At 53.3% G+C, this 13272-nt stretch carries 18 protein-coding genes; 10 read left to right on the top strand and 8 right to left on the bottom strand.

Features of this window, described 5'->3' with window-relative positions:
- Positions 1 to 221: 221 nt before the first annotated feature.
- Positions 222 to 746: a TetR/AcrR family transcriptional regulator gene (locus Q0362_RS05085; RefSeq protein WP_298120679.1), complete on the bottom strand. Its 525-nt coding sequence runs from the start codon at positions 744 to 746 to the stop codon at positions 222 to 224.
- Positions 747 to 855: 109 nt separating this feature from the next.
- Between Q0362_RS05085 and Q0362_RS05090 the strand changes: the two genes are divergently transcribed.
- Positions 856 to 1701 carry an oxidoreductase gene (locus Q0362_RS05090; protein WP_298120684.1) on the top strand — a complete coding sequence of 282 codons (846 nt, stop codon included), beginning with the start codon at positions 856 to 858 and terminating at the stop codon, positions 1699 to 1701.
- A gap of 69 nt (positions 1702 to 1770) precedes the next feature.
- Here Q0362_RS05090 and Q0362_RS05095 read toward each other — a convergent pair whose 3' ends face one another.
- Positions 1771 to 2385, bottom strand: a complete 615-nt coding sequence (locus Q0362_RS05095) for a TetR/AcrR family transcriptional regulator (protein ID WP_298120688.1) — start codon at positions 2383 to 2385, stop codon at positions 1771 to 1773.
- Positions 2386 to 2565: 180 nt separating this feature from the next.
- Between Q0362_RS05095 and Q0362_RS05100 the strand changes: the two genes are divergently transcribed.
- The 3 genes from Q0362_RS05100 to Q0362_RS05110 are packed head-to-tail and all read left to right on the top strand — an operon-like array spanning position 2566 to position 5826.
- Positions 2566 to 3429 (top strand): YHYH protein, encoded by an 864-nt coding sequence (locus Q0362_RS05100; RefSeq protein WP_298120694.1) that lies wholly within the window; start codon positions 2566 to 2568, stop codon positions 3427 to 3429.
- Between the two features lie 60 nt (positions 3430 to 3489).
- Entirely contained in the window at positions 3490 to 4638 is a 1149-nt protein-coding gene (locus tag Q0362_RS05105) for a YHYH protein (RefSeq protein ID WP_298120698.1), read from the top strand.
- Positions 4639 to 4647: 9 nt separating this feature from the next.
- Positions 4648 to 5826, top strand: coding sequence for a HupE/UreJ family protein (locus Q0362_RS05110; protein ID WP_298120703.1), 1179 nt, complete (start codon positions 4648 to 4650; stop codon positions 5824 to 5826).
- 68 nt (positions 5827 to 5894) lie between these two features.
- Here the strand turns inward: Q0362_RS05110 and Q0362_RS05115 are convergent, their stop codons facing one another.
- Together Q0362_RS05115 and Q0362_RS05120 are read right to left on the bottom strand one after the other, a co-directional pair.
- Positions 5895 to 6323: a hypothetical protein gene (locus tag Q0362_RS05115; protein ID WP_298120707.1), complete on the bottom strand. Its 429-nt coding sequence runs from the start codon at positions 6321 to 6323 to the stop codon at positions 5895 to 5897.
- A gap of 34 nt (positions 6324 to 6357) precedes the next feature.
- Positions 6358 to 6771: a MarR family winged helix-turn-helix transcriptional regulator gene (locus Q0362_RS05120; RefSeq protein ID WP_298120712.1), complete on the bottom strand. Its 414-nt coding sequence runs from the start codon at positions 6769 to 6771 to the stop codon at positions 6358 to 6360.
- Between the two features lie 98 nt (positions 6772 to 6869).
- On the opposite strand from Q0362_RS05120, the gene Q0362_RS05125 reads away from it, so the two are divergent.
- The 5 genes from Q0362_RS05125 to Q0362_RS05145 all read left to right on the top strand — a co-directional run bounded on the left by Q0362_RS05125 (position 6870) and on the right by Q0362_RS05145 (position 8795).
- Entirely contained in the window at positions 6870 to 7133 is a 264-nt protein-coding gene (locus Q0362_RS05125) for a muconolactone Delta-isomerase family protein (protein WP_298120717.1), read from the top strand.
- Positions 7134 to 7156: 23 nt separating this feature from the next.
- Positions 7157 to 7555, top strand: coding sequence for a VOC family protein (locus Q0362_RS05130; protein ID WP_298120721.1), 399 nt, complete (start codon positions 7157 to 7159; stop codon positions 7553 to 7555).
- 46 nt (positions 7556 to 7601) lie between these two features.
- On the top strand, positions 7602 to 7871 hold the full coding sequence (locus Q0362_RS05135; RefSeq protein WP_298120723.1) for a hypothetical protein: 270 nt from the start codon (positions 7602 to 7604) through the stop codon (positions 7869 to 7871).
- A complete protein-coding gene (locus Q0362_RS05140) occupies positions 7859 to 8254 on the top strand; it encodes a type II toxin-antitoxin system VapC family toxin (protein ID WP_298120726.1) in 396 nt (131 codons plus the stop codon). The genes Q0362_RS05135 and Q0362_RS05140 overlap by 13 nt, the downstream gene beginning before the upstream one ends.
- A gap of 70 nt (positions 8255 to 8324) precedes the next feature.
- Positions 8325 to 8795 carry a phage tail protein gene (locus Q0362_RS05145; protein WP_298120729.1) on the top strand — a complete coding sequence of 157 codons (471 nt, stop codon included), beginning with the start codon at positions 8325 to 8327 and terminating at the stop codon, positions 8793 to 8795.
- A gap of 6 nt (positions 8796 to 8801) precedes the next feature.
- Here the strand turns inward: Q0362_RS05145 and Q0362_RS05150 are convergent, their stop codons facing one another.
- The 3 genes from Q0362_RS05150 to Q0362_RS05160 form a co-directional block, all read right to left on the bottom strand.
- Positions 8802 to 9230, bottom strand: a complete 429-nt coding sequence (locus tag Q0362_RS05150; protein WP_298120732.1) for a cupin domain-containing protein — start codon at positions 9228 to 9230, stop codon at positions 8802 to 8804.
- A gap of 82 nt (positions 9231 to 9312) precedes the next feature.
- Positions 9313 to 11475 (bottom strand): catalase/peroxidase HPI, encoded by a 2163-nt coding sequence (katG, locus tag Q0362_RS05155; RefSeq protein ID WP_298120735.1) that lies wholly within the window; start codon positions 11473 to 11475, stop codon positions 9313 to 9315.
- Between the two features lie 203 nt (positions 11476 to 11678).
- Positions 11679 to 12122, bottom strand: coding sequence for a hypothetical protein (locus tag Q0362_RS05160; RefSeq protein WP_298120738.1), 444 nt, complete (start codon positions 12120 to 12122; stop codon positions 11679 to 11681).
- A gap of 95 nt (positions 12123 to 12217) precedes the next feature.
- Here Q0362_RS05160 and Q0362_RS05165 point away from each other — a divergent pair, with 95 nt between their 5' ends.
- Complete coding sequence (locus tag Q0362_RS05165; protein ID WP_298120740.1) at positions 12218 to 12628, top strand: pyridoxamine 5'-phosphate oxidase family protein; 411 nt, start codon at positions 12218 to 12220, stop codon at positions 12626 to 12628.
- Positions 12629 to 12677: 49 nt separating this feature from the next.
- On the opposite strand, the gene Q0362_RS05170 is transcribed toward Q0362_RS05165, so the two are convergent.
- Positions 12678 to 13034 (bottom strand): DoxX family protein, encoded by a 357-nt coding sequence (locus Q0362_RS05170; RefSeq protein ID WP_298120743.1) that lies wholly within the window; start codon positions 13032 to 13034, stop codon positions 12678 to 12680.
- Positions 13035 to 13272: the final 238 nt, after the last annotated feature.

The raw sequence follows: 13272 nt of genomic DNA on the forward strand, positions 1-13272 counted from the left end.
AGGATTCGCCTAGTGGCCTATGGCGCACGCTTGGAAAGCGTGTTGGGTTAACGCCCTCGGGGGTTCGAATCCCCCATCTTCCGCCAAAGAAAACCCCCGTAATCACTGAGAAATCAGATGGTTTCGGGGGTTCTTTGTTGCTCCATGTGCAGTTCCTTGTGCGGTTCGCCGTAAATTTCGAGTTTTAATTGTTCAATTTAGGCGTGGCTCCACGCAGTGGCTCACTCGGTCATAAGGCCAGTGAGCATGAGGTCCAGCCAGCGGTCGCGGACAGATGTTGGTTGTCCGTAGGGCGCAGTAGCCAACAGCATGTAGACATCTTCCACCGTGACGTGACTAGGAACTGACGAACTTTTGTGACCGAGTTCAATAAGTCGAGTTATAGCTGTTGTAGCTCGTGCCTCAGCCGAATCAGTTCCCTTCGAGGCACCAATTGCCTCCATTGCTGCCAGGACTGCTTGGTTTTCGGCTGACAGTGTGATCAATGCTTCGATGAAAGCAACCAACTGAACACGAGCTGGCTCTCCGGCCTCGCATAATGCAAGACGACGTTCGGCATCATCGGCAACTTGTTCCATGGACTCGCCCACAATTGCTGTGACCAAAGCCTCTTTGGTCGGGAAATGTCGATAAAGGGTACCCACCGCAACCTCAGCACGACTGGCAATCTCGTCCATTCCAACTTCGGGACCGCGTTCGGCAATCTCCTGACGGGCGGCGGCGAGAATCAGTCCACGATTGCGCACCGAGTCAACCCTGGGCTTTCGCACCACGTCTCTCCCTAATTTGACAAAAAGTGAACTATAGTTCAGGATAATAAACGGAACCTGAGTTCATCTTAACGAAAGGCCAGCCATGGAGTCAAACAACAAGGTCGCAATCATCACGGGGGCTTCCTCGGGAATCGGTTCGGCAGCGGCGCTTAGCCTGCTATCTCAAGGATTCACCGTCTACGGGGCTGCTCGTCGAATAGACCGCCTCGAGGCCCTCGCCTCCCAGGGAGTCAAGCCACTTGCTCTAGATGTCACCGATGCCAAGTCGATGCAGGACGGAATCGCCAATGTTCTGGCTAGCTCCGGTCGCATAGATGTCCTCGTGAATAACGCTGGCTATGGATCCTACGGTGCAATCGAGGATGTCTCGCAGGAAGAAGCAAAGCGTCAGTTCGATGTGAACGTCTTCGGAGCGATGGAGCTCACAAAGCTCGTCCTCCCACAAATGAGGAAACAGGGAAGTGGAAGAATCATCAACATCTCATCCGTTGGAGGACGTGCAGTTGGTCCTTTCGGTGGTTGGTACCACGGCACTAAATTCGCGCTCGAGGCACTAAGCGACAGCCTTCGCATGGAGCTGAAACCTTTCGGGATAGATGTAGTCGTTGTCGAGCCAGGAGGTATCAAATCCGAATTCTTAGACATTGCCGCCTCAGGACTACAGGCAACATCGGGCAATGGGCCCTACGCAGATCGAGTGAAGTCAATGTTGGCTTCCTTCACCAATCCGAGGATGATGAGCATGCAGTCGCCACCGCAAGTTATCGCTGATGTCATTGCCAGGGCAGCAACAGTAAAGCAGCCAAAGACTAGATATGTGGCTGGCTTTGGAGCGCGTCCACTTGTCACTCTGAGGCGGTTGCTATCTGATCGAGCATTTGATTCACTTATCTCTCGTGTTAGCGGAACTCCAACAAAAAAATCGTGAGCAAAGGGCTGTTCGAATCCCCCATCTTCCGCCAAAGAAAAAGACCGCCCACAGTGGCGGTCTTTTTCGTTAAGCAGTCTTCAGAATGAGATCAACAAATCTGTTCACATCATCTTCTGGAGTTACCTGCCAGGGCATGCCTGTTTTGTGTGTTCTGAGCGTGACAACGCCATGCATGTACACCCACAGTTGTGTCGCTTGCTCAACGTGAGGTTCTTCTGAGTCAAAGTGCTCGGCGACAAGCATTGCCAATTGCTGAATGAGATCAAGCCCCGGCCTATTTGCTTCTTGATACGACACAGGATCATCTGTTGTCTCGAACAAGAGTTGATAACACCCTGGATTGGCGATACCCCACTGAACATACGCCAGAGAGATTGCACGAATCTTGCCGTCTGCATCGTTACGTTCTTCAGCGGCGCTGAGGAGTGCCTGTTCCAGCCTGGCAAAGAGTTCAGCGACAACGGCAATGAGCAACTCGAGCTGAGAATCAAAGTGTCGATATGCGGCTCCTGGAGCGACTCCGGCACTCTGTGCAATTTCACGCATAGTGGGAAATCGAATTTCTCGAGGTTCCAACAAGAGTTCGATTGTCACTTCAACAAGCTGTTGCTTCAATTTTCCTTCACGACGAACGCCGCTCCCCGGAGCGGGTGTGGGTGCTGAAGTTGCAGTTGTTGACATTGTGAACAACTGTATACTAAATTGTGTGAACACTTGTTCACTACTTTTGAACGGACTCCCATGAGCCCCCGCATGTCATTGATCGTCTTAGGTTTAGCCTCTGTCGTGACGCTTGTTGGGTGTAGCTCGACTACTAGTTCGAGCTCGTCATCTTCATCGAGCTCGACAGCAGATGACGTAGTGGACATTAAAAACGTGGTGCTCACCAACTTGAGCGGTGATTGTGCGGAGTACTCCGCGACCTATCAAGCGAACGTCACTGACATCACGCGAGACATGGACTTTGTCTCTACATTCGACGTGTCTGAAGACGGCCAATCCTGCACGGTCAGCGCTAACGCAATACCGAACTACGACTTCAACGACAGCAGTGCACACTTTGCAGAACCTGTCGCTGAACAACAGATTTCACTGAGTATTCCTCGCACACCCCAAGCTGCAACAACTCCAACCGCGTTGAGCATGCAGAGCTATAACGCCATCATGCTCAACGGTGTTGTACTCGACCTCATTGCGAATGGGTGTTACAAGCCCGATGATGCCGCCGCAGATGAAGACGGCAACATTGCTAACGGTTGCGGTCCCACCGTGGACTGGCGGCTAGACCCCATGGGACCCGTGGGGTTTGGGACAGACTCTCACAACGGTCACACCCAACCAGGTGGTCTGTATCACTACCACGGCAATCCCAACGCGCTATTTGACCCTGAAGAGACGAACCAGGGTTCCCCTGTAATTGGGTTTGCCGCTGATGGCTTTCCTATCTATGGCCCCCACTATCTCGACCCCCAAACGGGAGAGATGCGTCACGCCGTCTCTGGTTACACCCTGAAAGCTGGCACGCGTCCTAGCGGGAAAGGTAGCCCCGGTGGCTCCTACGACGGCACCTACATTCAGGACTACGAATACACACAAGCGGGCACACTCGATGCGTGTAACGGCATGACGGTGAATGGCCAATACGGCTACTACGTCACAGACTCCTACCCCTATGTCATGGGTTGTTTCACCGGAACGCCGGACTCAAGCTTCAAGAAGTTGTAGATCATCACTTCTTTACACAACAGAACACAACGCACAGCACAGAAACCCTAAGGAACGGTCATGAAAAAAGTAGCAAGTCTCTCGATAGCCGTTGTGGCGGTAATTGCCGTGATTTTGACCTGGGTTTTGTTCTCTTCCCAAGGTTCCACTCCGGCAGTTTCGTTAGGGGCTCCGGGCGTTGATGTCTCTGCGTTCAAGGATGGTTCACTTACGGACCCCATCACTGAAGAGTCGTGCACTCTCACCAACGGTGAGGAAACCACCTGTTATCGCATCACCGTGACAGGGACTCCCGTGGGCACCACCATCGGCCCGTTCTGTCCGGCTACCACTTCCACCTCGGCTGAAGACTCAGGAATTTGGCTCGATGGCAGCAAGGTCTATGACGCTGACGGTCAATTCATTCTTGACTTGAGTGAGATCTATGGCGACGCGAAGTGGAAGCTCTATGACGAGCAAGGAAATGTCAACGTCACCGACACCAAGGAAGCTTTCCAAGGTGCAGCTAAACCAGACGTGGACGAAGCTTACAAATACCACTGCGTTGAAGGCATCTATGAATGGACAGAAACAGGCGAAGCTGTGCCTATTTCGATCCTGGTTCCGGTCAATCCCGTCAAAGCATCTGCTGGGAGCACTACTCAAGGAACTGATTTAGGCGTTACCCTCAACGGTTTAGTCATCGCTCCTTCAGCCCCCGTTGATGCCATATTGGGCGCCTACACAATTGCGGCTTTCGACGACTGTGGTGGACACTTCAACCCCATTGAGGGATACCACATGCACGCCTACACAAATTGTGAGGGCGCTAACTATGGCGCTGACATCACCGATCCCGATGCTGAAACACAGCTCATCGGCTACGCGCTAGATGGAGTTGCAGTATTTGCCCCGCTTGCCGCCAACAGCACGATTGAACTTGATGAGTGCAACGGGCGCACGACGGACGCAGATGGCTACCACTACTACGCGCAGTCCGCTGAAAAAAACCGCACGATCAAATGCTTTATGGGAGTGACCGCGGTTGATTCGACGAGTACTGCCGGTGGCCCTCCCGGTGGTGGCCCTGCTGGTGGTCCTCCCGACACTGGGATGGCAGTTCCACCTGAGGCGTTGCCATGGGTTATTACTGGCGGAGTTGTCGTCATCGGCGCTCTGGTTACCGTTGTCTTTGTCGTGCTTCGCCGCAAGCGCAGAAAAACAGCTTAAGAACCACCGTTGAGTCATCCTCTGCGCACGACAACACCTAGTGAAACCACTGGCATGAAAGTTGTGCTGCTGGGATTACTCAGTTGTGCCATTTCGGCTCTGATCATTCTGGGCAATCCGCTCCCGGTGTGGGCGCATGCCTACTCCACGGAAACGGTGGTTATTAAAGCCAGCCCTGAAAAGCTCATGGGTGAGGCAGAAATTGCCTTTACTGCTTTGGGTTTCACCGATGACAATGACAGCGGTGCTCTTGAAGAAAATGAGTTCTACCAGCAACTCTCGAGGGTTAATGGAGATCTGCTCGAGTCCCTGCACCAGAACACACGTATCGAATGCAATGGCGAGGTGCTGCCCATCACCACTGCCTGGATCAATCCTCCGGACTTCAGTAGCCAACAAGGCGTGAGCGCAACGTCGACAGTTGCGGTGGCGTTCCTCACAACGCCTCCGGGCGAATCTGTCCGAAGCGCACAGATTCGCTGGGCTTTCCCGTCACTGGACACACAACTCATCTTCCAATCTGGCGAGACCACACTTGTTTCGGGGCTCAACGATGAGAGTGTTGCAGTGTTCGAGTTCGGCTTCTGGGCAAGCGTGAATACTTTTCTGCTGCAGGGCATTGACCACATTGCTTATGGGGCCGATCATCTTCTCTTCTTGGTCGTGCTTGCACTGGGACTATTCAAAGTTGCCGTGAACAAACGCAATTGGCTGCGAGCGGTCAAACTCATTGCTGCGTTCACCTTGGGACATGCACTCAGCTTCACCTTGGCCTATTTCCAGGTGCTGAGTGTCCCCTCAGGGATAGTAGAACCTGTCATTGCCCTGTCCATAACCGTGACTGCCTTCGCTGCCCTCACCCGGGTGGAATGGGAAAAGTATTGGATTATTGCAACAGCGGTGGGCTTGGTTCATGGACTTGGTTTCGCCTCGAGCTTGGCCCAACTTGGCTTGGCCACGTCAGAGCATGCTGCAGCAATTATCAGCTTCAACCTCGGCGTTGACTTTGCTCAAGTCATTGTTGTGAGCGTGGTGGGGTTGTGTCTCGTCCTTCTCAGAAAAACACTGCCGCAGTGGAGCTCGAAAATCACCACAGTTGTGTTGATAGCCATTGGCATCTTGGGGCTGATCTGGACCATCTTGAGGATTACGGAATCAGTTGTTCCTATTGTGGAATTCCTGACGTAACTCCTGAGCGCTCAACCACCATGGTCTGCCAGAAATAGGAATCATTACTTCCTAGGTTTATTCCAGAATTACCAGGGCTTTGGCCGATCCCAGTCCACTGTTGCATCTGTGGGCTTGACGCCCAGTTCACTGCCACCTGCACGCACACAGATAAACCTCAATTGATCTGGGCTCTCCGGTAGGCAGCGATAGGTGCGCATGGTCTGCTGACCCACCTTGACCACTGTGCCAGGGCCGACCTCAACGACATCGTCATCGAGCCCCATCTGGCCACGACCGGTGAGGAAGATGTAAACCTCCTCAACCTCGGCATGATCATGCCAGTAGGCGTCTTCTTGGCCTGGAATGAGGGCATTGACAGTGAGACCGATGTATTGGTTGTCGAACTCATGATCAACAACACGGCGACCCTCCCGAGTGTTGTGATCACTCCACCCACCGGTGTGGTCTCGCCACTGTTCGAGTGCTCCAACATTGACTACTTCGTAGTTGACCATGAGTTGTGTCCTCTCAATGTTCCTGAGATGAACTCTAGGAGAGTTTGGCTAAGAGTTGTTCTAATGTTTCTCGCTCAGTGGGGGTGAGAGAAACCATCACCGGACTGCGTAGGGCAATCTGTGCTTCAAGCTGTGTTTGAGCAGTGAGGCCAAGTGGCGTGAGTTCTAATAACTTTTTGCGGCGATCTACTCCTGGGACTCTCTCTAACAGGCCCATCTCTTCCATTTGGTCAGCAAGTGGGGTGATGTATGACTTGTCGCAGGTGAACTTTGAGGCGAGCTCAGACATCGAGGTAGGACCTTCAATCAGACACAGTGCCCTGGCGACCTGAACAGGTACCCCCACCTCCCGGGCGATCTCAGCAAAGATCTCTTTCGACAACTCCGTTGCAGACAGCAACAACTGGGCCAGCCTTCTAGCTTCAAGGAGTTGTGATTGTGCGGACATGTTTCCTCAAGATGCTGGGTTTCAATTAGTTGAGTAACTTAACTAATTCTGCTAGCTTCACGTTACCAATAGAAAACGAAATTCACGAGAGGCTCCGCATGAGCGAGTTCATGGTTATCAGCACCTTTAAGCCCGGCACAGACATGTCTGATGTGATGAAAGTCGTTGAAGAAGAGAAGCTCAAGGTCAAGGAACTCCAGGCGGCGGGGCGCATGGGTCAGATTTTCTTGGCTGTGCCACAGGGCAAAGTCTTCATCAACCTTGATGCAGAGGATGCGGTTGCGGCAGAGGCTGCAGTCAAGGAACTCCCTATGTCAGCATGGTGGGATCTTGAAGTGTTTACCCTCTCTGGCAAGGCATAACTCTCCTCCAGTAGTGTGTGGGGATGGTTAATTCCCTCTTTGTGAACCTCCCTATTGCCAACCTCAAGAAGTCGGTTGAGTTCTTTACGGAACTGGGATTCACCTTCAACCCTCAGTTCACCGATGAGCAGTCCACCTGCATGATCATCAACGAGAACATCTTTGTGATGCTGCTCGAGCACGCCAAGTTTGAAAGCTTTATTCAGAAGAAGATTGCTTCCAAGGACACCACCGAAGCAATCCTTGCGTTGTCTTTAGATTCAGCTGAAGAAGTGAAGACTCTCACCGAGAAAGCTTTCGCGATGGGTGCCCGCCGCTTGAATGAACCTGAAGACATGGGCTTTATGTTCAGCTGGGGCTTTGAAGACCTGGACGGTCACTTGTGGGACGTGTTCTGGATGAACCCAGACCACGTGATGTAGAAAAAATCTAGGTGTAACACTTTGCCTCAAGTGTTACACTTTAGGTATGCCCACCGCACGTCAGCGTCACATGATTACCGAGACTGCACCCCTTGCTCGCGCGCTCGATGAAGCGAGTTCTTTGTGGCCAGAAGTTGCTTCAGAGAGAAGCAAACTTCTTCAGAAAATTCTGTCCGAAGGCATGGAGACTGTGCATCTCCGAGCAGAAAATAAGAAACTCGAAAAAGAAAGAGTAATCCGACAGGTAGCAGGCTCGATGAACGGCATTTGGCCGGATGGCTGGCGTGAAGAGTTGTTGAACGAATGGCCCGAGTAATTGTTCTGGACGCCAACGTCCTGATTGCACTTCTCGCTTCACATGACGCTCATCATGGATGGGCTCTTGATCTCTTCGTTGACTCTATTGAGGACAAACTCGTTATTTCCTCACTCACACTTTCCGAAGCAATGGTTCATCCTGCACGTAATGGGCAGATGGATGTGATGATGAGAAACATCTCTTCGCTTGGAATAGAGGTTTCTCAGCTCGATCAGGCAGGAAGCATCAATCTTGCCTACGTCCGCGCACGCACACAGTTGAGAATGCCTGACGCACTTGTTCTTCACACCGCGATTGAACACAATGCTTTTCTCGCCACCCTCGATGCCAGGTTGGCACTTGCTGCACAGAGTGAAAGCCTGAACGTTATTACCCTCTAATCTGCAGTGATAGTTATCAATCGCCGGAGACTAAACTCAATTAGTTCAATCGTTCAATAAAGGAACTATTTTGGGAACCCCCGTCGACTTCGTCACCGTCTCCACCTCAGGACTTGAGTCCTCACCCTGGGCTGACGCACTAGCTGGCCTCCGCGCCAACGAGGCCCGCTACTTCAAGAACAAGTACGACCTCTTGTTTGAGACCACTCCCGCTAGCGAAGCACCTGAACTCGTGGCCTATGTGGCCAAGGTTCTGCTCGAGCGTGACATCGTGGTCTCGTCCACACCACTCGAGGTCACCGAGATGATGATCGAAGCTGCAGAGGGTCTCACGCGATGGACCTACGTGTTCTATGAAAGCGGCCTTGCCGTCAACGTTCTCTACACCGTCAACGACAACAAGAAGCGTGCCGTGGGCTTCAAACTCTCAGATGGCATGGAGATCCCTGAAGAGCTGGGCAAGTTCAAGTTCGCTCGAATGAAGTCCAAGCTTGCCGGCACTATTCGTGGCAGCTACTTCGTGGTCAAGGGCGAGTACTAAAGAGCTTTACCAGGGCGCAGCGCGCTCTTCATCCCTTGTTGCATCGTGGGGATAGTTGGTGAGTTCGCTAGCTCCTGCTCGAATACAGAGCCAACGAAGTTCGCCATCGCTATCTGGCATCGCTCGCCAGGTTCGCCAGACCCCTTGACCCACGCGAACAACCGATCCTGGCCCCACGTCAACAATGTCGCCATCAAGACCCATTTGGCCTGTGCCCTCCAGGAAGACATAGAGTTCTTCAATCTCAGAGTGGGTGTGCCAATAGCCAGCTTGTTCGCCGGGTGCATAGGCGTTTGCCGTCATTCCGATGAATTGGTTGGTCATCTCGTGATCGACGACGCGGCGACCCTGCCGGGAGGTCTGTGGTACAAAGCCACCATAGAACTCACGCCAGCTATCTGGGGCACCAATGTTGTTGACTTCGTATCCGATCATGGCTTCACGTTAGCAATCTCGCTCCCCCAGCAACAGAGAAGGGCACTGGATTTCTCCAGTGCCCTACTTCTTGTTCTGTTGACTATGCAGTCAGGTCGAAACGATCTGCGTTCATGACCTTGACCCAAGCGGCGACAAAGTCGCCCACGAACTTCTCGCTGGCGTCGTCCTGTGCGTAAACCTCGGAGTAGGCGCGGAGGATGGAGTTCGAACCGAACACAAGGTCAACTCGTGATGCAGTGAACTTCACCTGACCGTTGTTACGGTCACGCACGTTGTAGAGGTTGCTACCGGCAGGCTCCCAGGCATAGTTCATGTCGGTCAGGTTGACGAAGAAGTCATTCGTCAGTTGGCCTTCACGTTCGGTGAGAACACCGACCTTGGAACCGCCGTGGTTGGTGCCGAGGGCACGCATGCCACCGACCAGCACGGTCATCTCAGGAGCGGTGAGGCCCATGAGCTGAGTGCGGTCAAGCATGAGCTCTTCTGCACTGACGGTGTAGTCCTTCTTGAGCCAGTTACGGTAACCATCGTGGATGGGCTCGAGGGGCTCGAAGGATTCAGCATCCGTCATGTCCTGGGTTGCGTCACCGCGTCCTGGAGCAAAAGGAACCGTGATGTTGTGGCCAGCTGCCTTGGCAGCCTGCTCAACACCCAGGTTTCCAGCAAGAACGATGACGTCAGCAACGCTGGCGCCGGTCTCAGCTGCGATGGGCTCGAGGACAGAAAGGACACGTGTCAAACGCTCTGGCTCATTGCCTTCCCAGTTCTTCTGAGGCTCCAGGCGGATACGTGCACCGTTGGCACCACCGCGCATGTCTGAGCCGCGGTAGGTGCGAGCAGAATCCCAAGCAGTGGAGACCATGTCCGAGATGGACAGGCCTGCTGCAGCGATCTTTGCCTTTACAGCAGCAACGTCATACTTGGCATTGCCCGCAGGAACAGGGTCCTGCCAGATAAGGTCTTCAGCTGGAACTTCTGGGCCGACGTAACGAACCTTGGGTCCCATGTCACGGTGAGTGAGCTTGAACCAGGCACGAGCGAATACTTCAGAGAAGTATGCGGGGTCGTTGTAGAAACGCTCCGAGATGACGCGGTAGGCAGGATCCTTGATCATGGCCATGTCAGCATCGGTCATGATGGGGTTGTATCGGATCGAGGGATCCTCAACATCGACAGGCTTGTCTTCTTCCTTGATGTTGATGGGCTCCCACTGCTGTGCACCCGCTGGCGACTTCTTGAGCTCCCAGTCATAGGTGAACAGGAGGTAGAAGTATCCGTTGTCCCACTTTGTGGGGTGTGTGGTCCATGCACCTTCGATACCGGAGCTGACGGTGTCGCGACCAATTCCACGGGTGGTGTGGTTCATCCACCCCATGCCCTGCTCAGTGACGTCAGCACCTTCTGGTGAAGGGCCGAGGTTTGCAGCATCACCGTTACCATGCGTCTTTCCGACGGTGTGGCCACCCGCGGTCAGTGCAACGGTTTCTTCGTCATTCATCGCCATGCGAGCGAAAGTTTCACGAACCTGCTGGGCAGTCTTGAGGGGGTCAGGCTTACCGTTGACACCCTCAGGGTTTACATAGATCAGACCCATCTGAACAGCAGCCAGTGGGTTTTCCATGGTGGAGGGGTCTTCGAGGTTGCCGTAACGAGAATCAGAAGGTGCAAGCCATTCCTTCTCAGAACCCCAGTAGGTGTCGAGCTCAGGGTGCCAGATGTCTTCGCGACCAAAGCCGAAACCGAAGGTCTTTAGCCCCATGGATTCGTAGGCAACGTTTCCAGCAAGGATAAAGAGGTCAGCCCAGCTGACCTTGTTGCCGTACTTCTTCTTGATGGGCCAGAGCAGACGACGTGCCTTGTCCAGGTTGACGTTGTCAGGCCAGGAGTTCAGGGGCGCGAAGCGCTGGTTACCGGTTCCTCCGCCACCACGACCGTCAGCGGTGCGGTAAGAACCTGCGGAGTGCCATGCCATACGGATCATGAGGCCGCCGTAGTGACCCCAGTCTGCAGGCCACCATGACTGGCTATCCGTCATGAGGTTGGTGAGGTCCTTCTTGAGTGCAGCAACATCAAGCTGCTTCACCTGCGCGCGGTAGTCAAAGCCTTCACCAAGTGGGTTCGTCTTCGAATCCTGCTGGTGAAGAATGTCCAAGTTGAGGGCGTTAGGCCACCAGTCCATGTTCGACTTACCGGTGGTTGTTTGTGCGCCGTGCATGACGGGGCATTTTCCTGCGGATTCCACAATTTCTCCTTTGACGTGATTTCGATGCAGCGTGTTAACTGCACCACTCACTTAGTGCCAAACTACCAAAGGAAAAGCTCTGCACTCCAGTGAATTCACAGCTAACTCACACCGAAGTGCCCATTGTTCACTCAAAGCTAACTTCTGGGGCTTCAGGGAAGTTTTGAAAAAGTCACCCAGTGAAAAATGAGAAACGAGTTGGACTAGTCAGCCTGCAAGAACAACATGAACTGACCGCCACCAGAAGTGATCTGGGTGGACACAGCTAGGTCAGGCGCATAGCGAGAAAGTCGGTCTAGCAACCACTCTGATGCCAAGTCAGCATCTTCCTGGCTAGGGCAACGGGCAATTACTTCGCGGCCACCCTTGCGTTGCAGGCGATCCACGGTTGCCACGATGGGAGATGGGTCCACCACGAGTAGCTCAGGTGACCAAGCTACAACCGGAGCCTTCTTGCCCTTCATGGTGTTGCAGTCGCGGTGAGCTAAACGCTCCACCGTGACAACGTTCTTCTTGGTCTTGGCAACGGAGTAGCTGTCCACGCTGGGACCGCGATCAGAATTCACCGAAGCATCAGGATCCACAGCAGTGTCACACAACCAGCAGATCCAGTTGTCGCGGTCGCCTACTTCGTTTAAATCGCTCATTACTTCAGGCTACGCGATGCCAGCATTTCTCGAGGATTCTGCATGTTGGGCTATAAACTCAAGCAATCCCTCCCTCCAGTAAAGACAGCATCACCATGAGCGAATACCCCATTGATCACCTCAACGATGAAGAATCGTGGGAGATTATCCAGGCCAATCAAATAGGCCGCATTGCGAGCGCCCGCGAGGGTGCACCGGACATCTATCCCGTCTCCTATGTTGTTCACAACTGGAAAATTTACTTCCGCACGGGCGCTGAATCCCGCTTGCGCAAGGAAACCGATGGGCGCTTAGTGGCGTTTGAGTCTGGCTGGCAATTAATGCGTCACTTCTCCAGCACCGTAGCTCTGGGAATTGTCAGAACAATGACAAACGACGAAGCAGCCAAGGTCCTAGACCAGCTCCCTATCGTGGACTTCGCTCCCGACCAGGATTACGTCTGGATGGAGCTCGACCCCTCAGAGGTGCGCGGACGACGCCTCAACGTGCTCGACCCTCAGCGCTAGGTCCTTAAACGAAAGAAAGGGTCCCGAAGGACCCTTTCTCCACACGTTGTTAGAAGACCATAAACGAGGCAAGTAGCAACAAAAGCGCAGCTAGCACAATGCTGGGAATGGCGCCCTTGGAATCGTTGTTGCGGAAGTGCCAGATTGCAGCGCCAACCATGAGTGCTGCCAAACACAGTGCCGCAGCGAACTGCAAGATACCCAGGCCAACAATGCCGGGAAGAATCAGGCCAACTCCACCGAGGAGTTCAGCCCACCCAATGAGCTTGACGGTGCGAGGGGTGTAGTCCTTGACCCAGGCCATCTTGGTTTCAAGCTTCTCAACAGGCTGGAACGCCTTGGTCGATCCAGCAAAAACAAAGACGATTGCGAGGAGTAAATCAAGAATAGAAAGGACGATGGCCATGTGTTACCTCCAGTAAAACAGGGAGTAACTCAGAACGTTCCCCCACTAGTAATGGTAACTGGGTTAAAGCCGGGGATATTCCCGATTAAAGGCGCTCGAGGATGAACTCGACTCGTTCTTCCGGTGAGAGGGCAGGAACATCGATTAGTTCGAAGCCAAGCTCGAGATAAGTGGCTCGGATAGCGTCGTGGATCTCTTGCTGGACCTGCTCATCCTCATGACGGTTCCAGTCCACTTT

This window comes from uncultured Aurantimicrobium sp. (genome assembly GCF_936931525.1).
In the GTDB taxonomy this organism is placed as follows: Bacteria; Actinomycetota; Actinomycetes; order Actinomycetales; family Microbacteriaceae; genus Aurantimicrobium.